Raw genomic sequence first — 21,850 nt, forward strand, 5'->3', positions numbered from 1 at the left:
GTCACGGCAACGTGGTCCGGCTGCCGGACCGGGCGTGTCAGCGACGCCCCTGTACGTCTCCCAGCGTCGACGCGGTCACCGGGTCGCCGTGGACGAAGTCGCCCGGCGGGATGCCCGGATGGTGCCCGTCGGACGCTGCGGCGGGTGCGGCCGGTGCGGTGTCGGCCCGGAGCGTCAGGCGGGACACGATGCGGTAGCGGTCGCCGCGGTAGAGCGAGTGGACGTACTCCACGGGCTGCCCCGCGGTGTCGGTGGTGAGCCGTTCGAAGAGGAGGGCGGGCGACAGCTCCGGCACCTCCAGCAGTTCGGCCTCCGCGCGCGTCACCACGGTGGGCTCGATCGTCTGCGTCGCCTCGTTCACGTGCACGTCGTGGTGCGTGCGCAAATGCTCGTACAGGTCGCCCTGCTCCAGTTCCCGGGAGGTGAGGCCGGGGACCAGAGCGGCCGGGATGTGCAGGTGCTCGATGGCCATCGGGTAGCCGTCGACGAGCCGCAACCGGGCCACGTAGACGATCGGCGCGGCGGGGGAGAGGTGCAGCCTGCGGCCCACCCGGGCGCCGGCCGGTACGGTCGTGAACTCCAGCAGCCGACTGGCCCAGGCTCCCGAGGCGCGGGGCACGCTGAGCGAGTGGCGCCCCGGAACCAGTTCCTGGGTGATCTTCTCCGGAGCGACGAACACGCCCCGACCGTGTTCGCGGATGAGAACGCCGGCGGCGACCAGCTCGTCGACGGCGGCACGTAGCGTCGGCCGGGAGACCCCGAGTTGGACGCACAGGGCCCGCTCGGAGGGGATCGCGTCCCCCGCCCGACGCTCCTCGACCATCCCCAGCACCGCATCACGGACCCGCTCGCGTTTGAGTACTCCTCCGGGGCGTATCCCCTCGGGTCCGCCGGCCGGGCTTCTCTCGCGCATCTGTGCCGTCCCCTCTCCAGCGCCACTACCGCGTGCCGTGTCCTACCGGCCTTGGCCACTTCGGCCGCCCACCGTCACTGGTCAAGCGGAGTGTACGAGCTGATCGTGACGCATCGCACCGAGAATCAGGCAAAGGGCCTTGGATACAAGGGGGTTGACGGTTGAATTGGTCTATGCCAGCTTCATTCCTCGTCGACAGGTCACTTGTCCAGTAGTCGAGTGGTCAGCCTTCTGGTCTGCCCCGCCCCACCCTTGCACCCGGCCCCCCCCCGCACTCCGTTGTGATGCGCGCAGCCGGCCCCACGGGCCTGCTGCGACATCGTCCCGATCGCACCCCCGGAGAGGACCCCACCGTGACCAGCTCGAACAGCTCACCAGACCTGACCGGCCCGACCGGCCCGACCCGTCCGGCAGGCAACGGCAGCCGGACGGCAGGCAACGGCAGGCAACGGCAGCCGGACGGCAGGCAACGGCAGCCGGACGGCAGGCAACGGCAGCCGGACGGCAGGAACGCGCCGCCGCCGGCTGCGGGCCGCCGCCGCGGCAGCCGTCGTCGCGGCCCTCGGCGCCGCCGCCCTCGCCGCCCTGCCGGGCACCGCCAGCGCGGCGAGCAGCCTGTCCGTGCAGTACCGCACCAGTGCCACGGGTGCCACCGCCGACCAGAGCGAGCCCTGGTTCAAGGTGAAGAACACCGGCACGACGGCCCTGCCGCTGAGCGAAGTCAGACTCCGCTACTACTTCAAGTCCGACTCGCCCGGCGCCGCCTACCGCTTCGCCTGCTCCTGGGCGGTGAAGGGCTGCGCCAACATCACCGGCACCTTCGGCGACCTCGCCAACCCGACCGGCACCGCCGACCGTTACCTGGAGGTCGGGTTCACCTCCGGAGCCGGCTCCCTCGCCCCCGGCGCCGACACCGGCGACATGCAGCTGCGCTTCCACCAGGCCAACTGGCAGACGCTGCGGCAGAGCGACGACTACTCCTTCATCGCCGCACAGACCGCGTACGGCGATTCCACCAAGGTCACCGCCACCCGCGCCGGAACCCCGGTCTGGGGCACCGCCCCGGCCGGCAACACCCCCACCGACCCGCCGACCACTCCGCCTCCCACCACACCTCCGCCCGGAGGATCCGGATCGCTCTGGGACGACTTCACGTACACGACCCACACCGATCCGAAGATCTCCGCCAACGGCTGGTCGGTGCGCTCCAATTCCGGCGGTCCCGGAGTTCCCGGCGCCACCTGGGACCCCTCCAACGTCACCTTCGCCACCGGCGGCGGCAACACGGTCATGACCCTGGAGACCTCCACCAACGGCACGGCCCCGGGCACCGAGCACACCGAAGTCCTGACCAAGGCGACCAAGTTCAAGAACGGCACGTACGCCGCCCGGGTCAGGTTCAGCGACGCCCCCAGGTCCGGCCCCGACGGCGACCGCCTCGTACAGACGTTCTTCACCATCAACGACCTCAAGGCCCCCATGGCCGACGACTACGCCGAGTACGACTTCGAGTACCTCCCCAACGGCGGCTGGGGCGAGCCGTCCAACATCCTGTACACGACCTCCTGGGAGACCTACAACCCGGATCCGTGGCAGGCGGTGAACGCCCACACCGAGAGCCGCCAGAGCTACGCCGGCTGGCACGACCTCGTCGTCACCATCGACGACAACGCCATCACGTACTACGTCGACGGGCAGCTTTTCGGCACCCACGGCGCCTCCTACCTTCCCGAACGCCCCATGTCGATCAACTTCAACCAGTGGCTGATCGACCTCAACGGCCAGACGTCCACGACCCCCCGCGCGTACGAGCAGCAGGTCGACTACGTCCTCCACGTCAAGGACCAGGTGCTGACGCCCGCCCAGGTCAACGCCAGGATCGCGGCGTACCGGTCGGTCGGCACCGCCTTCGAGGACACCGTGCCCACGAGCTGAACCGCGCCCGTCGGCCCGGCGAGTCCGCCCCGGTGAACCGGGACCGCTTGCCGGGCGGACGACGCCGACGCGGGGCGAGGACGGAGCCGGCCGGGCGCAGGCCCGGCCGGCCATTAATTCCAGTGATTGTCATTCTATTACCGCATCCGAATTAGTCATGATCGTCCGCGAGTTTTTCCGTGCTTATGATTCCAGCGCTATGACAGAACATCGGAATCGCCGAGCATTACGTGAATCAGCTGATGTGGTCGTTCTGGGCGCCGGTCCCGCCGGCCTGGTGCTGGGCAACCTCCTGCTCGGCGCCGGCATCGACTGCGTCGTCCTCGAACGCGCCGCCCGCTCCCGCGTCGAGACCCGCGCCCGGGCCGGGTTCCTCGCGCCGAACACCGTGCGGGTCCTGGACCGCCATGGCCTCGCCGACGGGCTGCACCGGCACGGACGGACCCACGGCACATGCGAGTTCCGGACCGCGGACGGCAGCTTCCGCCTCGACTACGGAAACCTCGGCCGGGGCGAGCGGCACACCGTCTACCCGCAGCAGCACCTGGTGTCCGACCTCCTCGGTCGCTATCGCGGCGCCGGCGGGCGGATCCGTTTCGAGACCGAGGCGCTGGCCGTCAACGACGCCGACGGCGCCCGGCCCCACGTCACCACCCGCGAGCCGGACGGCCGCCCCACCCGGTGGGACGCGCGGTACGTCGCCGGCTGCGACGGCCGGCACGGCGCCGCCCGCCGCTCCCTGCCGCCCGGCACGGTCCGCCACCACCATGACCACGGCGTGAGCTGGCTCGGCCTGCTCGCCGAGGCCCCGCCCAGTCTCGACGCCGTCGGCTACGCCGTCCACGACCGCGGTTTCGCAGGCCACATGGCCCGAAGCCCCCAGGTGACGCGCTACTACCTCCAGTGCCGACGCGGCGCCCGTGCCGACGCCTGGACGGAGGAGCGGATCTGGGACGAACTCGACCTGCGGATGCGTGCCACGGAGCACGGCCCGCTGCACCGGGGGCCGATCATCGAGCGCGGTGTCGTCGACCTGGCGTGCGACGTGGTCGAACCCCTGCGCCACGGCTCGCTCCTGCTCGCCGGCGATGCGGCGAGCCTGCCCGCCCCGGTCGCCGCGAAGGGTGCGAACCTGGCCGTCCTGGAGGCTGAGCTCCTGGCCGGAGCCCTGGCCGAGGCCCTCGCCCGGGGGGACGGCGCGGCCCTGGACCGCTACTCGGCGCAGTGCCTCGCGTACATCTGGCGTGCGCAGGAGTTCACCCAGTGGATGACCGGGCTGCTGCACGCGATCCCCGACCAGGACCGCTCAGGAGGATCGTTCTTCCACGCCTCCCTGCGGCGCGCCCGCCTCGAATCCCTGCGTACGTCACGTGCGCACCAGGACTGGTTCGCCGAAAACTACGTCGGCGTCTGAGCCGCCGCTCCACCCCTGCCGGCGCCCGCGGTACAACGCGGCGCCCCGGTCTGCCCCGCTTCACACAACTCTATTCCGTTATGCCCCGTTCCAATCCGTTCCGTTCCAGCACCGGCCTGAGGACAGCACCGCGATGACCACGACCCTCCCCGACGGACCCCACCTGCCCGCTGCCGTGAAGCCATCCACCGCCGCGGCGTTTCCCGGCGAAACGATGCTTCTCGACGACACGGCCCGCTTGCGCGCGGCGGCGGCCTTCGTACGGGAACACAAGAGCAGCACGCTGCTGCCCCTCCTGCTGCCCGGCCTGCGGGGCGCGGAACTGGCGTCGCTCGCCGAGCACTGCCGGTTCGCCCACGCCGGCCTGCTGCTCTTCCCCCGCGACCCCCAGCACCTGCGCAGCCAGCTCGCCGACTGCGGGCTCGCCGCCGACACCCCGTCCCACCCGAGCGTCGTCGTACGGGAACGGCTCGCCCGGCGCCACCGCCGCGACGCGCTCGATCTCGACGTCCGCATCCTGCGGCCCCGCGTCCACGGCCCCGACGGGGAGCGGCGCGCGGTGGAGGTGTTCGCCCTCACGGTGCCCGAGCGATCGGACCTGGAACCGATCGCCGCGCACGAGCGCGCCCGCGATCACGAGGCCCACCTGGCCTTCGAGCTGGAGAACCCCGACACACTGCTGCTGCGCGGTCTGTGCGCGGTGCTCTCCCGGCACGGTGCCCGCCCCGACGGCGGCGGTTACAACCCGCACGAGGACGGAACCGTCCTGTACTTCACCACTCCCGCGGCCGCGACCGGCGGCGGCTACCGGCGCCTGGAGCTCTACGCGCCCGGCGATCACCGCGACGCCCTCGCGGCCCATCTCGACGAGTACCCCGGCGCGAACCGGCCGGCTGAAACGCTCCTCCACCTCCTCACGGGAGCATGGACCACACAGGCCCTGGCCGCGTTCGCACGGCTGCGCCTGCCCGAGGCCATGGACACCACCGTCGCGACCAGTACCCGGGAACTCGCCCGGCGCACGGCCACCCACCCCGAAAGCCTCGGCACACTCCTGCGCTACCTCACGATGCTCGACATCGTGGCCGAGGACGACGAAGCGCAGGACGGCTTCCGACTCACCCCGCTCGGAAGCCTGCTCCGCGCGGACACCCCGGACACGATGCGCCCCCTGGCCCTGATGTACGGGGGCCCCTTCTACCGCTCCTTCGGCGCCCTCGACCACACCGTACGGACCGGGCAGCCGGCCTTCGACCACCTCTTCGGCGAGAACCACTTCGACCACTTCGCCCGCGACCCCGCGCTCGCCGACCTCTTCGACCGGTCCATGGCGGCGAGCTCGCGCATGTTCCGGCCGATCCCCGACCACCCCGTGATCACCGCGGCGGCCCGGACGCCCACGCCGAGCACCATCGTGGACGTGGCCGGCGGCAACGGGGCGCTCCTCGGGCGCATCCTCATCGCGCACCCGGAGCTGCGCGGCACGCTCCTGGAGCGGCCCCACGCGGTCGAGGCGGCCCGCCGCTCGCTCGACGGCATGGGCTGCGGCGCCCGCTGCGACTACCGCAGCGGCGACTTCGCGGACCTGCCCCACGGCGGTGACGTCTACATCCTCTCCCGTGTCCTGCACGACTGGGACGACGACCGGTGTGCCGAGATCCTGCGGCACTGCGCCCGCGCGATGCCTGCTCACGCCGACCTGCTGATCGTCGAACGGCTCCTCCCCACCGACGGCTCGCCCTCGCTGGCCACGGCCTGGGACCTGCACATGATGTGCAATGTCGGCGGTCGCGAGCGCCGCGCCGAGGACTACGCCCGCCTGCTGGCCGGCGCCGGTCTGGAACTCCTCGACCGCACCCCCCTGCCCCTGGAGGCCTACGTCCTGCACGCCCGCAAGGCCGTGCAGGACGCGATCCGATAGCAGCACCGCTCCTTCCCGGCAGGCCGCACAGCGGAACACCGGATGAATTCAAGGGTGCTCCGGCTTCCTTTCCTGCGGCGCGGCGGATTTCCTGTGGGGTATCGCACTCCGCAAAGGGATCTGCGTGCCGCAGGCCTTTCTCCGCGGGCGGGCGCGTGACGTTATCCTTGAGCATCTCGGCGATCTGATCAATTGATCTTGAATGCCATTGGTCGCGCGCCTGGGCGAAGCACCCGGCTGCAGGAAGAGGAGCCACTCCGTGGAAATGACGGCAGCCGCACGGGGAGAGTTGTCTCGCCTTCCGGTCCATCGCCCTTGTTGCCGGAAGGCCGAAGCCGCGGCCACCCTGCGCTTCACGACGGCAGGCGTACCGGGTCGGACCCAGGGCGTCCAGGCGGGTCCGATGTGCCGGGCCACGGCCGAGCGACTGCGCACGGCGGTGCTGGAGGTCTACGGCCACCGGTCCGACCTCGTGCCGGCGGACCCCACCGACCACCGGCAGGAGATTCAGTACTTCGTGCGGGTGGCCAACGGCTCCGGACACCTGGCGACCCAAGCCGGCCTGGTGGACGGCCGGGGCAACCCGGTGTACGGCCTCCCCCCGAGCGTGGTCTCCGGCCCGGTCTGCGATGCCGAGGCCGCCTGGCGGGGGGCGTTCCTGGCGTCGGGAACCCTGGCGGAGCCCGGCCGCCATGCCGGCCTCGAGGTCCTGTGCCCCGGTCAGGAAGTGGCTCTCGCCCTCGTGGGCGCGGCGCGTCGGCTGTCGATTCCGGCGAAAATCCGCGAGCCGCGCATGGACGGGGAGCGGCCGGGCGCCGTCCGCGTGGTGATTAAGGACGCGTCCGCGATTTCCGCGATGCTCGGCCGCATCGGCGCCAGGTCCACGGCGGCCCGCTGGAGCGAAGCGCAAATGACATACGAGGAGCACGGAAAGCAGTCGCGCACCCCTGCGGCGAACAGCCTGGCCAATTGCACGGACAACAATCTGCACCGGTCGGCGCGCGCAGCCGTGGTCGTCGGCGCACGCGCCCGCCGGGCACTGGAGATCCTGGGTGGTGAGACGCCGGAGCACCTGGCGGCAGCCGCCCGGCTGCGCATCGAGCACGACCGGGCCTCGCTCGACGAACTCGCAGCCCTCGCCACTCCTCCCATGACGAAGGACAAAATGGCCGGCAGGATACGACGCCTGCTCAGCATGGCGGACCGGCACGCGAAGGCCCTGGGCATCCCCGACACCCGAGCACATCTGACGGGCGCCGACGATGCCGTGGAGGGCCGTCGAGCGGGCGTCAAGTAGACGGGCGAGACGGCCTTCGCGGGCTGCGACCACTGCGCCGGACCGGATGGATACTGGGGACGTGCACTTCATCGCCTTCATGACTCTGCCGGGGCTGGTCATCGTGCTGACCCTGCTGGCCTTCGTCGACCAGCTGCTGTTGCGCGCGGGGCGGGCCGGTGTGCTCCCGTGGCGGAACGGTGCGCGGCAGGGGCAGATATCGGCGACCGGCTTCGAACAACTCCATGCGAGTTTCTCCCCGGGCAAGCAGAACGAGCTCAAGGAGCGGCAGTCGGCCCTGGTCATTCCGGACAACGAGGATGACGGGGCCCCGCCGAACAGGACGACCGTGGACCTGGCCGCAGGCATGGCGGTCGTACGGCTTCCGCGTTCCGGCCGGTAGGAACACCCGCCGGTCCTTCAGTCGTCACAGCGGAATGTTGTCGTGCTTCCGCGGGGGCAAGGACTCCGATTTGCCGCGCAGGAGCCGTAGCGCGCGGACGACGTGCTCACGGGTGTCGGAGGGGCGGATGACCACGTCGACGTATCCGTGCTCCGCCGCGATGTAGGGGTCGCAGAGACCGGACGCGGATGCCTGCTGCGGGGAACGGAACGCGGTGGAGGGGTCCGCGGGACCGATCAGAGCGGTCGGCCAGGCGAGGTTGACGTCGGCTCCCAGGTGTTTGGAGCCCATCACCTCATAGCCGCCGCCGTACGCCTTGCCCGTGATGACGGTGATGAGCGGGACCGTCGCTTCGGCGTAGGCGTACGCGAGTTTCGCGCCACGGCGGACGGCCCCGGCCCGGGCCTGGGCTGCTCCGGGGCGGAAGCCGGGGACGTCGACGAACGTGAGCACGGGGATGTTGTAGGCGTCGCACGTCCGGATGAAGCGGGCTGCCTTCTCGCTGGCATCGATGTCGAGGCAGCCCGCGGAGCTCTTCGGCTGATTGGCGACGACCCCCACGCTGTGGCCGTCGACGCGGCCCAGTCCCACCACGATGTTCGGTGCGAAGAGCTGTTGGACCTCGAGGAACGTTCCGCTGTCCATGACACCGGCGATGGTCTCGCCGACGTCGTGGACGTCCGTTCCGAAGCCGGGCGGTGCGCAGCCGGGTCCGCCGGCAGGTGGCTGCTCCCCGCTGTTCGAGGGGAGGTAGGACAGGAGTCTCTTCGTGAAGGCGATCGCGTCTTCCTCGTCCGCTGCCAGGTAGTGGGCGTTGCCCGACCGGGCGTTGTGGGTGCGAGCGCCGCCGAGCGTTTCCATGTCGACTTCCTCGCCCATGGCGGCTCTGATGACTTCGGGACCGGTGATGAACATGTGGGAGACCTTGTCGGTCATCACCACGAAGTCGGTCAGGGCCGGCGAGTACACGGCGCCGCCGGCGCACGGGCCCATGATGAGCGATATCTGGGGGACCCTGCCGGAGAGCCGGACGTTGCGAAGGAAGATCTGCCCGTAGAGGCTCTGAGCCGCGACCCCTTCCTGGATGCGGCCGCCGGCGCTGTCGTTGATCCCGACGATCGGACATCCGGCGGACGCGGCCAGGTCCATCACCTTCACGATCTTCTCTCCGGCCGCTTCCCCCAGGCTGCCGCCGAACACCGTGAAGTCCTGTGCGAACAGGCAGATCTGCCGGCCGTCGACCGTGCCGAATCCGGTGACCACGGAGTCACCGAACGGCCGGTCGTGCACCAGGCCCGGCATCCGCGAGCGGTGCCGGACCATGGCTCCGGTTTCGGTGAAGGAGCCGGGGTCGAGCAGCATGCCGATGCGCTCGCGGGCCGTCCTGCGGCCTTTGGCGTGCTGCCGCTGCGCCGCGAGCACCTCCTTCTCCCGTAGGTCGGCATCGCGTCGTTCCAAGTCCGCCACGGCCTGCCCGGCATCGTTCGTGCGCGCGGGGCGGCCGCTGCCGTGGGTCCCGCGCACCGCTTCCGCGCTCACGTACCGCCGCCCGCGAACGGGAGGCCGGCCAGGTCGGGCCAGATGGCGGTGGCCTGCCCCGCGGCGTCGCGGATGGCGGTCGCGTCGAGGTCGGTCCGGCTCTCGGGCACTCCGCGGCCGGGCCAGGCCGCCGTGACGGTGAGGCGTCCGGGGGGCGGCAAGGGCCACAGGTGGACGCTCTGGCGATAGAGGAAGGGGCCGCCGCCGCCATCGCCGTAGCGCAGGACCGGGTCCTCGGGAGTTCGGGCCCGTCCCTGCCGCGGGCTCCCCCGGTGGTGGTCCGCGGTGCAGGCCCGCCGGCCGTCGGCGTAGCGGACGGACAGGGCCAGCCCTTCGGCGTCGCCGGCCCGGGGCAACGGCTGCGGGAAGGGGGCCAGCGAGCGGGGTCCCGGCCATCGGACGCGCCGGGCGAAGATCACCAGGTCCAGCGTGGCCCCGGACGGCCAGGCCCGCACTCCGTTCAGGGCCACGCAGACGTGCGTCCCCCGGGCGAGCGTGCGGGCGACGGGGGCAACTCCCGGAAGCACCCAGCGCTCGGGCGGCACGGGTCCCGGCGGCCAGGGGCACGCGGTCAGTTCCTCGAACACCTCGGGGGGATCGCCGGGTTCCTCCGCCAGCCAAAGATCATCGAAGAGCACGTCGACGTCCTCTCTGCTCTCATCTGCTCGCGGCTGCCACCGGGGCTCCGAGCCCGGGCGGGCCGCGTGGGTTCAGGGCAGCGGCCAGTACCGTTGGCGCTGGAACGGATAGGTCGGCAGACTCACGGCTCGCGCGTCCGCATCGGCGAAGAAGCGCTGCCAGTCCGGGGAGAACCCGCTTACGTGGAGCGCTGCAAGTACGCGCACCAGCACGTCGGCCGAGGGGTGGTCGCCTGCGTACGGGGGGCGGCCCTGGTCACTGCGGCTGTCGGCCGGGCCGTCGAGCAGCCGCACCGCCGGGAGGCCCTGCGCGTCGATGGACACCACCGTGCTCACACCGTGCCCGCGCAACGCGTCACCGCCGGGCGGTGCGGAACCGTGGTCGTCCACGGCCCGTGGTGGTCGGCCGCCGAGGAGCAGGTCCGGCCGGACTCCCCAGCCTTCCAGGTGACCGAACCAGGTCCTGGCCCGCTCGACATCCCCTTCTGCGGCAGGCTGGCCGGCTTCGTCCGTGGTGGGGAGGAGGAAGGCGAGCCTGCCGCCGCTGACCGTTCCGCGGACCACGGCTTCCTTCTCCCGGTCGCAGGTGAGGGCGGCAAGACCCGTCAGGAAGTCGTCACGGTGGCGGGCCACCACCGCCGCACGGTGAGGGAAGTGGGCCCTGCACGTGGCCAGGGTGAAAGCGACGTCCCCCATGTCCAGCGCGGGGTCCGCCTCGACCCTGGAGAGGAGCTGTCGGGCTTGGTCGCGGAGCGCTCGCTCGTTTCGTGCGGAGAGCACCCACACCAGCGGCGGCCGGTCGGCCCCGTGCTCCCCGGGAGCCGGGTGGCGACGCTCGTGGGCGGCGGGCGGAGCCTGTTCGAGGATCACGTGTCCGTTGGTGCCGCTCACACCGTACGAGCACACGCCGGCCCTGCGCGGTCTGCCGGTGTCCGGCCAGGCCCGGGCCTGGGTCAGCAATCGCACCCCGCTTCCCTGCCAGTCGATGTGCGGCGACGGCTCCTCCGCGTGCAGGGTGCGGGGCAGCAGGCCGTGCTGCATGGCGAGAACCATCTTGATGACTCCGGCCGCGCAGGCGGCGGCCTGGGTGTGCCCGATGTTCGACTTCACCGATCCCAGCCACAACGGCCGGTCCCGGTCACGCCCCGGCCCGTAGACCGCCGCGATCGCCTCACCCTCGATCGCGTCGCCGAAGGGGGTTCCCGTGCCGTGTGCCTCCACGGCGTCGACCTCGTCACCGGTGAGCCCGGCAGCTGCCAACGCCGAGCGGATCACCCGCCGTTGGGACGGCCCCCGGGGCGCCTCGAAGCCCTCCTTGCTGCCGTCCTGGTTCACGGCGCTGCCGCGCACGACCGCCAGGACCGGATGCCCCTCGCGCTGGGCGGTGGAAAGCCGTTCGAGCAGGAGGACGGCGACTCCTTCGGAGAAGCCGATGCCGTCCGCTCCGGCCGAGAACGCCTTGCTCCGGCCGTCCGGTGCGATCAGGGAGTCGGACGGGTACCGGCTGAACTCGACGAAGGCTCCGGGATGGGGCATGACCGTGGCACCGCCCACCAGGGCGAGCGTGCATTCGTCGGCGCGGAGCGCACGACAGGCCGTGTGGAGTGCCACGAGCGTGGAGGAGCAGCCGGTGTCCAGCGTGATCGCGGGCCCTTCGAAGCCGAAGGTCCGGGAGATCCGGCCCGACGCGAGGTTGGGCGCGTTGCCCACGTACCGGTGGCCCTCGGAGGCGTCCGTGCTGTCGTAGAAGAAGGATCCGTAGGTGTAGTAGAGGTATCCGATGCCGATGAACACTCCGGTGTCGCTGCCCTGAAGGGTCCGGGCGTTGATCCCGGCCCGTTCGAAGGCGGTCCACGAGGTTTCCAGGAGAAGCCGGTGCTGCGGGTCCATCATCAGGGCCTCGTGTGCTCCGACACCGAAGAAGTCCGCGTCGAAGTCGGCGACTCCGTCCAGGAAGGCGCCCTGACGTACGAAACTGCGGCCGGGGCGACCGGGCTCGGGGTCGTAGAGGGCGGAGAAGTCCCAGCCGCGGTCGTCGGGGAAATCCGTGACGGTGTCACGACCGGAGGCGAGCACGTCCCACAGGTGTTCGGGGGAGCGGATCCCTCCCGGGAGGCGGCAGTCCATTCCGATGACGGCGATGGGTTCGTCGGCCCGCTCGGACAGCCGCCGGTTGGTCCGCCGGAGTCTTTCCACTTCCTTGAGCGTGGAACGCAGGGCTTCGGTCAGCTTCTCAGGAGTGCTCATGATCGGGTCCCTGGGTCGATGGTCGGATCCCCGTGGGCGTGCCGAGTGCGAGTTCGACCAGGCTCGCGGCGTCCAGCGCGTCCAGCGCGTCCAGCGCGTCCAGCGCGTCCGGCGCCTCCAGGCCGTCCAGGTCGTCCGGTCCGGCTTCCGGGTCCGGACCGGCAGCCGGTGTCCTCGCGGTGCCGAGGAGCCGGAGCAGCTCGTCCGTGAGGGCCTCCGTCGTGTCGTACTCGAACAGGGTGGTGAGGGGCAGCCGGATACCCAGCCCGGTCTCCAGGCGCCGGCGCAGTCGCGTCGTCCCCAGGGAATCCAGGCCCAGTTCCGCGAAGCCGCGGCCCTCCTGCTGCCCGCCCGGTCCGGTCAGTCCCAGCAGTTCGCGGACGTGGCCGCGGATGAAGGTGCCGAGCAGCAGGTGCTGGTCGGCGGGCGCCTCGCCTGCCAGGCGTGCGGCCAGGTGCGGGAGCGGTGTGCCGGTGCCGGGTGTCCGGACCGCGCGGAGCGCGGACTGCGCCTCGGGAACGGTGTCGAAGAGGTGGCACGCCCGGTCCGCGGTGTGCGCGGGGGCGAACCTGCCCCAGTCGAGGTCGGCGATGACGGCGAAGGGCTCCCTGCGGCCGAGTTCCCGTTCCAGGGCGGCCGAGGCCGCCGCGGCTGCCATGCGGCGGATGCCCCTGTGCCGTGTCTCCCGTACCACTGCCTCGGCGGCGGCGCTGCCCACGCCTTCCCAAGCACCCCAGGCCACGGACGTCGCGGCCAGTCCCCGGGCGGCCCGGTGCTGGGCCAAGGCGTCCAGAAAGGCGTTCGCCGCCGCATAGTTGGCCTGCCCCGGGCTGCCCCAGGTGCCGGCGGCCGATGAGAAGAGCACGAAGGCGGAGAGGTCCAGTCCCGCCGTGAGCTCATGGAGATTGAGCGCTCCGCTGACCTTGGGGCGCAGTACGGACTCACAGCGCTCGGGCGTCAGGTTCTCCAGCATCCCGTCGTCGACGGTCCCCGCGGCGTGGACGATGGCGGCGAGGCGGTGGCCGCTCTGGATCTCGTGCAGGAGCCGGCCGGTCGCGGCACGGTCCGACACGTCGCACGCCACCAGGGTGACCTGGGCTCCCTCGGCGGTGAGTTCCGCGGCCAGTTCAGCCGCCCCGGCGGCTGCCGGGCCACGGCGGCCGGCCAGAACCAGGCGCCGCGCCCCCGCGCGTGCCAGCATCCGGGCGGCCTCCGCCCCGGCCCCGCTGGTGCCACCGGTGACGAGGACGGCCCCGTCCGGTTCCCATCGGTGGACCGTCGACGGCTCCGGGAGCGGAGCACGGGCCAGCCGTCGTACGTACGTGCCGCTGTGCCGCAGCGCGTACTCGTCCTCGCCTCCTGACGCCGCCAGGACGGCGGCGAGGCGGTCCGCGATCCGGCCGTCCGCGGTCAGGGGGAGGTCGATCACCCCGCCCCAGCGACGGGGTTGCTCGAGTGCGGCGACTCGGCCCAGGCCCCACAGGAGAGCCTGCAGCGGGTGGTCGACGCGGTCCGATTCCTCGGCGCGTACCGCGCCGCGGGTCACGCACCACAGCGGAGCCTCGAAGCCGGCGTCGTCCAGGGCTCCCAGGAGTGCGAGGGTGGCGGTGAAGCCGGCCGGTGTGGCGGCGTCCGCGGCAATGGGCTCTTCGTCGAGGGCGAGCAGAGACAGGACCCCTGCGGTGCGGGGCGGGCCGCCGGGCAACGCGTCGCGCAGCCGACCGGCCATGGACGCCCGATCGGTGCCCCCGGCCGGCACGGTGACGGGGACGACGCGGGCTCCGCGGCCGTCCAGGGCCTGAGCGCACCGTGCTTGTGACGCGGCGGCGGAGGGACTCGCGGGGGCCACGAGGAGCCAGGTCCCCGACACATCTGCCGCGGGGACATCCGGTTCGGGTTTCCAGGTCAGCCGGTAGCGCCAGGAGACTGCCCGGGCCCTGTCGATCTCGTGTCGGCGCCAAGCGGCCAGCCGGGGGACGGCTTCGCGGAACGGCTGGTCGGCGTCGATGCCGAGTGCGGTGCTGAGGGCGGCGATGTCCCCCCGGTGTACGGAGTCCCAGAACGGGGAGGGCTCGGGCAAGGTGGTGGAGGGCTCGGGCCCCGTGACGGCGGTGGGCCAGTAGGAGCGGTGCTGGAACGGATAGGTGGGCAGCGGAACACGGCGGGCGTCCGGGTAGAGGACGTGCGGGTCGGGGTCGGCGCCGTCGGCGATGGCGCGGGCCACCGGTGCGAGGGGTCCGGCGGGAGAGGAGCCGAGGCGGTGCGCCGGCGCAGGGTCCGGCGCGGCCGGGTCGGTTCCGGTCGTGCCGCGGACGATGCCGGGGTCGTCCTTTCCGGCGGCCAGTGCCTCCAGCGCGGCCAGGAAGCCCTGGGTGTCGTCGGCGGTCAGTACGGCCCTGTGGTGGAACGAGGCCCGGGTCGTGGCCAGGGAGAACCCGATGTTCGCGAGGTCTGCGCGTCCGGGGGCGGTGTGCGTGGACAGGAAATCCCGCAACCTTCGTGCCTGGGCGCGCAGCGCCGGCTCGCTCCGTGCGGAGACCAGCCACAGCATCGGGCCGCTGCCCGTGCCGGACGGCTGTTCCGTGAGCGGGCCGTCCTCGTCGAGGGGGGCGGGTGCTTGTTCGAGGATGAGGTGGGCGTTGGTTCCGCTGATGCCGAAGCTGGAGATGGCGGCGCGTCGGGGGTGGTGGGTGGTGGGCCAGGGTGTGGTGGTGGTGAGGAGTTGGAGGGGGGTGGTGGTCCAGTTGACGTGGGGGGTGGGTTGGTCGATGTGGAGGGTGCGGGGGAGTTGGGCGTGGTGGATGGCCATGATCATTTTGATGATGGCGGCGGTGCCTGCGGCGGCTTGGGTGTGGCCGATGTTGGATTTGACGGAGCCGAGCCAGAGGGGTTGGTGGGTGGGTCGGTTGGTGGTGTAGGCGGTGAGGAGGGCGGTGGCTTCGATGGGGTCGCCGAGTGTGGTGCCGGTGCCGTGGGCTTCGATGGCGTCGATGTCGTGTGGTGTGAGGCGGGCGTTGGTGAGGGCTTGGTGGATGACGCGTTGTTGGGCGGGTCCGTTGGGTGCCGACAGATCGCTGCTGGCGCCGTCTTCGTTGATGGCGCTGCCTTGGATGAGGGCGTGGATGGTGTGGTTGTTGTGTTGGGCGTCGGTGAGGCGTTCGAGGAGGAGGAGGGCGGCGCCTTCGGCGAAGGCGGTTCCGTTGGCGGTGGCGGCGAAGGGTTTGCAGCGGCTGTCGGGTGCGAGGCCGCGTTGGCGGCTGAATTCGGTGAGGGTGCCGGGGGTGGACATGATGGTGACGCCGCCGGCGAGGGCGAGTGGGGTGTGGTGTTGGCGGAGTGCTTGGCAGGCGAGGTGGACGGCGACCAGGGATGACGAGCACGCCGTGTCGATGCTCATGGCGGGCCCCTCCAGGCCCAGGGAGTAGGCGATCCGCCCCGACACGACACTCGCGGCAGTGCCCGTGGCGAGATATCCCTCCACTTCTTGCGAACCGCCCGAGAAGCATGCGGCGTAGTCGCCGGCCATGACGCCCGCGTAGGTGGCGGTGGGGGTGCCGCGGAGGGTGTGCGGGTTGATCCCGGCGTGTTCGATGGCTTCCCAGGCGACTTCGAGGAGGTGTCGTTGCTGGGGGTCCATGGCGAGGGCTTCGCGGGGGGAGATGTGGAAGAAGTCGGCGTCGAAGTCGGCGGCGTCGTGGAGGAATCCGCCTTCGCGGGCGTAGCAGGTTCCGGGGTGGTCGGGGTCGGGGTGGTAGAGGCGTTCGAGGTCCCAGTTGCGGTCGGTGGGGAAGGGGCCGATGGCGTCGCGTTCGCCGATGACGAGGTCCCACAGGTCTTGGGGTGAGCGGACGCCGCCGGGGAGGCGGCAGGCCATTCCGATGACCGCGATGGGTTCGTTCGCCTGCCCCTCCAGTTCCTGGACGCGGTCGCGGGAACGCCGCAGCTCGACCGCCACCCGCTTCAGATAGGCGCGCATGCGTTCTTCGTTCGTCGCGGTCGCCGCGGGGCCGTCCCCTGCCATCTCAGCTCAACTCCTGGTCGAGGAAGTCGAAGAGCTCGCCGTCGGTCGCCTCTCCCAGGGACTGCGCGAGATCGCTTCCCCGTGCGGGCTCCGCGCTGTCGCCGTACTTCCCGAGGAGTTCCCGCACGCGCCGGAGACCTGTCGTGCGGACCGCGTCGTCAGGTGCCGTGGCGGACAGGGCCGAGTCGAGCTTGTCCAGCCACGCGGAGACGGGGGAGACGGCCGTCCGCGCGAGCTCCGCGGTCAGGTGGCGGGCGAGTGCCTCCGGAGTGGGGTGGTCGAAGATCAGAGTGCTGGGCAGCTGGAGCCCGGTGGACGACGCGAGCCGATTGCGCAGCATGACTGCCGTGAGCGAGTCGACGCCCAGAGCGGTGAATCCGACGTCCGCCTCGACGCTCGTTCCGCCCTGGTGGCCGAGTGCCGTCGCGGTGAGGCCGCGGACCAGGCCGAGCACGATCGTGTGGCGCCCGGGCCCGTCCTGGCCGGCCAGCTGCTGATGCAGCGTCAAGGACGGTTCGGCTCCGCCGCGTCCTGCCCCGTTCGCACTGCCGGTGGTCAGCCCGCGCAGCACCGGCAGCGCGGCGGAGGCGCCGGGCCGGGTGCGCAGCGCGTGCAGGTCGAGCCGTGCGGGCACCAGCAGCGGTTCCGGGCTGCCGAGCGCCGCGTCGAACAGCGTGAGGGCCTCTTCGGCCGGCATCGGGACGAGCCCCAAGTGGCCGACGTGCCGCAGATCCTCGCCCGGGCGAGCGGTCATCCCGGCCTCGCGCCACCAACCCCAGGCGAGGGATTGGGCCGCCAGGCCCTGGGCGGCACGGTGGTGTGCCAGGGCGTCGAGGAAGACGTTCGCGGCGGCGTAGTTGCCTTGTCCGGCGTTGCCCAGAACGCCGGCGGCGGAGGAGAAGAGGACGAAGAACGCCAGGTCGTGCCGGCGCGTCAGGTCATGGAGGTGCCAGGCGCCGTCGGCCTTGGCCCGCAGCACCGAGTCACACCGTTCCGGGGTCAGACTCGTCAGGACACCGTCATCGAGGGTTCCGGCTGTGTGGATGACCGCCGTCAACGGGTGTTCGGCCGGGATCGCGGCGAGGACGTCCCGCAGTGCCCGCCGGTCGGCGACGTCGCATGCCGCCAGTGTCACCGTGGCCCCGAGCGCGGCGAGTTCGTGCTCCAGCTGCTTGGCTCCGGGCGCGTTCGCTCCCCGTCGGCTGATCAAGAGCAGACGGCGTACGCCATGACGCGTCACGAGATGCCGTGCGACCAGTCCCCCGAGTACGCCCGTGCCGCCCGTGACGAGTACCGTCCCCGCCCCGTCCAGCGGTCGCCCGTCGGCGGCGGATCCGATGGCGGATCCGGTCGCGGCTCCGGCGGAGGTGGAGGCCGCGCGGCTCAGGGCCGGGGCGAGAAGCGCTCCGGCCCGGACCGCGAGCTGGGGTTCGGTGCTGCCGAGTGCGCGGGGGAGGACGCCCGGGGCGGAGGGACCGTCATCCAGGTCGAGGAGCGCGAAACGCCGGGGATGCTCACTCTGCGCACTGCGCAGCAGCCCCCACACCGCGGAGGCGGCGAGATCGCGGACGTCCTCGCGGGTGTGGGTGGCGACCGCCCGGTGGGTCACCACGACGAGCCGTGCGTGAGCGAACCGGTCGTCGGCGAGCCAGCTCTGCACCAGGGCGAGGACGTGGTGCCCCAGGCCGCGGGTGGCCGCGGGGAGTTCGACGTCTCCCGCGAGCCCGGTGTGCACGGGGGCGATCACGACGCGGGGGGTGGCGGCGCCGTCGTCCATCGCCGTGGCCAGCGCGGCGAGATCGGGGTACGTCCGGGTGACCGGGAGGTTCGCGAGCGGCGGCCCGTCCGTGGAGCCGCCCAGTACGGCCCAGGACGAGGTATCGGGAGTCCCCTCGGGAAGCTGCCGCTCCGGCCAGTCCAACCGGAACAGCGACTCGGGCGGCGATACGTCGGGCGCCGCGCGCCCGGTGGGCTTCAGCGCCAGCGATGTCACGGTGAGCACGGGACGCCCCGTGCTGTCCGTGGCCGTCACCGCCACCTCGTGCTCTCCGGTGCGTGCCAGGTGTACCCGGACGGCCGAAGCCCCCGGTTCGTGCAGGGTCACTCCGGTCCAGCAGAAGGGCAGCGACTGCCCGGCGCCGTCCGGCAGGCACAGCGGCAGGGCGTGCAGCGCGGCGTCCAGCAGGGCCGGGTGGAGTCCGAACGAGCCGCATGCGGCCCTGATGGCCTCGGGGGCCTCCGCGACGGCGAAGGCCTCGTCGCCACGGCTCCAGGCAGCGGTGAGGCCGTGGAACGCGGGCCCGTACACGACACCGTGCGCCGCGAACCGGTCGTGAAGACCGGCGCGTTCCGTCCCGTCGGCCCCGGCAGGCGGCCAGGACACGGGTGCGGTGAGGGGGACGACGGGGTCCGGGGCGAGCACGCCGGTGGCATGCCGGACCCACTCGCCCGCGGCCCCGGAGTCCTCCGCGCGCGAGGAGACGCGGAGGGGACGGCACCCTGCCGCGTCGGCCCGGCCCACGGTCGTGCGCAGCTGGAGCCCACCGTGTTCCGGCAGGCTCAGCGGTGTGTGCAGGACGAGTTCCGCCACGCTGTCGCAGCCTGCTTCCCGAGCCGCCCGCAGGGCGAGTTCAAGGAACGCGGTAGCGGGGAACAGCCGTTCGCCGTCTACGGCATGGTCGGTGAGCCAGGGGTGGCTTTCCGTCGCGAGCCGTCCGCTCAGTACCCAGCCCTCGTCATCCGGCAGCGGGAGCACGGCGCCGACCAGCGGGTGGTCCCCGTACTCCGCGCCGACGGCGCGTGCGGCTGCGCGAGGTGTGCCGTCGACGGACGGGGCGAGCCAGTACCGCCGGTGCTGGAAGGGGTAGGTGGGCAGCGGAGCGGGCCGGGCGGCCGGCGCGGCGGGCAGGAGGGGGGCGGCGACGTGTCCGTTGGCATGGAGCTGGGCGACGGCCGTGGCCAGCGTGTCGGCTTCGCCGTGGCCCTTGCGCAGCGTCGGGAGGATGGTGTGGTCATGCTGCGTGCGTTCGCGGGTACAGCTGTGGGCGATGGTGGTCAGCGTGGCGTCAGGGCCGATTTCCAGGAGGGTCGTCGGCCGCTCGCGGATCAGGGTGTCGAGGGCCTGCTGGAAGCGCACGGCGTGGCGCGCCTGCTCCGCCCAGTAGCGCGGAGTGGTCAGGTCGTCGGGTGCGGCCGGCCGACCGGTGAGGGTGGAGATGACGGGGATCGCCGGCCGGTGGAACTCCAGGCCCGCGGCGACGGCCTGGAACTCCTGGAGGACGGGCTCGATGAAGGGGGAGTGGAACGCGTGACTGACACGGAGCGGGCTGGTGCGCCGACCTTGCCGGCCGAGCTCGTCGGCGATCTCGCGCACCGTCTCGGCGTGGCCGGAGATGACGACGAACGCGGGCGCGTTGACGGCGGCGATGGACACGTGCCCGGAATGCTCCCGTAGGTAGGGGAGGACTTCGGCTTCGCCGGCGTGCACGGCGACCATCGCGCCGCCGGAGGGGAGCGACTGCATCAGCCGCCCGCGGGCGGCGACGAGCGCGCAGGCGTCGGACAGGCCGAGGACGCCCGAGACGTGGGCGGCCGTGAGCTCCCCGATGGAGTGCCCGATCAGGTGGTCGGGGTGCACGCCCTGCCGTTCGAGCATGCGGAAGAGGGCCGTCTCCACGGCGAACAGGGCCGACTGGGTGTATCCCGTCCGGTGGACGAGAGCCGCCTCGGGTGAGGCCGGAGCGGCGAACATGACATCGCGCAGAGGGCGGTCGAGGTGGGGGTCCACGGCCTCGAAGACCGCGTCGAGCGCCTGCCTGAACGCGGAATGGGTGCGGTACAGCTGCTGACCCATGCCGACTCGCTGGGCTCCCTGGCCGGAGAACAGGAACACAAGCGCGCGGTCCTCGTCGGGTGTTCCTCGTACGGTGCCGCGGTGCCGCTGGTTCGAGGACAGGGCTGCCAGCCCGTCGAGCAGGTCCTCGCGGGTGCGTCCGACGACCGCCGCGCGGTGCTCGAGCGTCGCCCGCGTGGTGGCGAGGGCGTGGGCGATGTCCGCGGCGCGCAGACGGGGGTGCGCCGCGGTGTGCGCGCGCAGGCGTTCGGCCTGGTCCTTGAGGGCGTTCGGAGTGTGCGCGGAGAGCACCCAGGTCAGCGGGTGGTCGTCCGGGACGGCTGTCGGCGGGGTGCTGTCGTGCGGGGGTGCTTGTTCGAGGATGAGGTGGGCGTTGGTTCCGCTGATGCCGAAGCTGGAGATGGCGGCGCGTCGGGGGTGGTGGGTGGTGGGCCAGGGTGTGGTGGTGGTGAGGAGTTGGAGGGGGGTGGTGGTCCAGTTGACGTGGGGGGTGGGTTGGTCGATGTGGAGGGTGCGGGGGAGTTGGGCGTGGTGGATGGCCATGATCATTTTGATGATGGCGGCGGTGCCTGCGGCGGCTTGGGTGTGGCCGATGTTGGATTTGACGGAGCCGAGCCAGAGGGGTTGGTGGGTGGGTCGGTTGGTGGTGTAGGCGGTGAGGAGGGCGGTGGCTTCGATGGGGTCGCCGAGTGTGGTGCCGGTGCCGTGGGCTTCGATGGCGTCGATGTCGTGTGGTGTGAGGCGGGCGTTGGTGAGGGCTTGGTGGATGACGCGTTGTTGGGCGGGTCCGTTGGGTGCCGACAGGCCGTTGCTGGCGCCGTCTTCGTTGATGGCGCTGCCTTGGATGAGGGCGTGGATGGTGTGGTTGTTGTGTTGGGCGTCGGTGAGGCGTTCGAGGAGGAGGAGGGCGGCGCCTTCGGCGAAGGCGGTTCCGTTGGCGGTGGCGGCGAAGGGTTTGCAGCGGCTGTCGGGTGCGAGGCCGCGTTGGCGGCTGAATTCGGTGAGGGTGCCGGGGGTGGACATGATGGTGACGCCGCCGGCGAGGGCGAGTGGGGTGTGGTGTTGGCGGAGTGCTTGGCAGGCGAGGTGGACGGCGACCAGGGATGACGAGCACGCCGTGTCGATGGTGATCGCGGGGCCTTCCAGGCCGAGTGCGTAGGCGATCCGCCCCGATACGACGCTCCCCGACACACCGGTCAGCCGGTGCCCCGCCACCTCCTCGGACGCCAGGTGCAGCGGCGGGCCGTACTCCTGACGGACACATCCCGCGTAGGTGGCGGTGGGGGTGCCGCGGAGGGTGTGCGGGTTGATCCCGGCGTGTTCGATGGTTTCCCAGGCGACTTCGAGGAGGTGGCGTTGCTGGGGGTCCATGGCGAGGGCTTCGCGGGGGGAGATGTGGAAGAAGTCGGCGTCGAAGTCGGCGGCGTCGTGGAGGAATCCGCCTTCGCGGGCGTAGCAGGTTCCGGGGTGGTCGGGGTCGGGGTGGTAGAGGCGTTCGAGGTCCCAGTTGCGGTCGGTGGGGAAGGGGCCGATGGCGTCGCGTTCGCCGATGACGAGGTCCCACAGGTCTTGGGGTGAGCGGACGCCGCCGGGGAGGCGGCAGGCCATTCCGATGACCGCGATGGGTTCGTTCGCCTGCCCCTCCAGTTCCTGGACGCGGTCGCGGGAACGCCGCAGCTCGACCGCCACC

General features: G+C 71.9%; 11 protein-coding genes. 5 read left to right on the forward strand and 6 right to left on the reverse strand.

Annotated features, from left to right (window positions below; genetic code table 11):
- Nucleotides 1–37 precede the first annotated feature (37 nt).
- Nucleotides 38–913, reverse strand: a complete 876-nt coding sequence (locus ACTVZO_RS37675) for a GntR family transcriptional regulator (RefSeq protein WP_443302647.1) — start codon at nucleotides 911–913, stop codon at nucleotides 38–40.
- Nucleotides 914–1,438: 525 nt separating this feature from the next.
- Between ACTVZO_RS37675 and ACTVZO_RS37680 the strand changes: the two genes are divergently transcribed.
- The 5 genes from ACTVZO_RS37680 (at nucleotide 1,439) to ACTVZO_RS37700 (ending at nucleotide 7,862) form a co-directional block, all read left to right on the forward strand.
- Nucleotides 1,439–2,848, forward strand: a complete 1,410-nt coding sequence (locus ACTVZO_RS37680; RefSeq protein WP_443303395.1) for a cellulose binding domain-containing protein — start codon at nucleotides 1,439–1,441, stop codon at nucleotides 2,846–2,848.
- Nucleotides 2,849–3,092: 244 nt separating this feature from the next.
- Nucleotides 3,093–4,262 (forward strand): 4-hydroxybenzoate 3-monooxygenase, encoded by a 1,170-nt coding sequence (locus tag ACTVZO_RS37685; protein WP_443302648.1) that lies wholly within the window; start codon nucleotides 3,093–3,095, stop codon nucleotides 4,260–4,262.
- 133 nt (nucleotides 4,263–4,395) lie between these two features.
- Nucleotides 4,396–6,183: a methyltransferase gene (locus tag ACTVZO_RS37690; protein ID WP_443302649.1), complete on the forward strand. Its 1,788-nt coding sequence runs from the start codon at nucleotides 4,396–4,398 to the stop codon at nucleotides 6,181–6,183.
- Between the two features lie 259 nt (nucleotides 6,184–6,442).
- Nucleotides 6,443–7,480: a DNA-binding protein WhiA gene (whiA, locus tag ACTVZO_RS37695; protein WP_443302650.1), complete on the forward strand. Its 1,038-nt coding sequence runs from the start codon at nucleotides 6,443–6,445 to the stop codon at nucleotides 7,478–7,480.
- Nucleotides 7,481–7,541: 61 nt separating this feature from the next.
- Nucleotides 7,542–7,862, forward strand: coding sequence for a DUF6191 domain-containing protein (locus tag ACTVZO_RS37700; RefSeq protein ID WP_443302651.1), 321 nt, complete (start codon nucleotides 7,542–7,544; stop codon nucleotides 7,860–7,862).
- 24 nt (nucleotides 7,863–7,886) lie between these two features.
- On the opposite strand, the gene ACTVZO_RS37705 is transcribed toward ACTVZO_RS37700, so the two are convergent.
- The 5 genes from ACTVZO_RS37705 to ACTVZO_RS37725 form a co-directional block, all read right to left on the reverse strand.
- Nucleotides 7,887–9,386, reverse strand: a complete 1,500-nt coding sequence (locus ACTVZO_RS37705; RefSeq protein WP_443303396.1) for an acyl-CoA carboxylase subunit beta — start codon at nucleotides 9,384–9,386, stop codon at nucleotides 7,887–7,889.
- An 11-nt stretch (nucleotides 9,387–9,397) separates the two neighbouring features.
- Nucleotides 9,398–10,039: a hypothetical protein gene (locus tag ACTVZO_RS37710; RefSeq protein WP_443302652.1), complete on the reverse strand. Its 642-nt coding sequence runs from the start codon at nucleotides 10,037–10,039 to the stop codon at nucleotides 9,398–9,400.
- A gap of 72 nt (nucleotides 10,040–10,111) precedes the next feature.
- Entirely contained in the window at nucleotides 10,112–12,286 is a 2,175-nt protein-coding gene (locus ACTVZO_RS37715; protein ID WP_443302653.1) for a type I polyketide synthase, read from the reverse strand.
- On the reverse strand, nucleotides 12,273–16,307 hold the full coding sequence (locus tag ACTVZO_RS37720; RefSeq protein WP_443302654.1) for a type I polyketide synthase: 4,035 nt from the start codon (nucleotides 16,305–16,307) through the stop codon (nucleotides 12,273–12,275). The genes ACTVZO_RS37715 and ACTVZO_RS37720 overlap by 14 nt, the downstream gene beginning before the upstream one ends.
- 1 nt (nucleotide 16,308) lies before the next feature.
- Nucleotides 16,309–21,849, reverse strand: coding sequence for an SDR family NAD(P)-dependent oxidoreductase (locus ACTVZO_RS37725; RefSeq protein ID WP_443303397.1), 5,541 nt, complete (start codon nucleotides 21,847–21,849; stop codon nucleotides 16,309–16,311).
- Nucleotide 21,850: the final 1 nt, after the last annotated feature.

Origin of the sequence: Streptomyces sp. IBSNAI002, from assembly GCF_052244475.1 — a bacterium.
Lineage (GTDB): Bacteria > Actinomycetota > Actinomycetes > Streptomycetales > Streptomycetaceae > Streptomyces.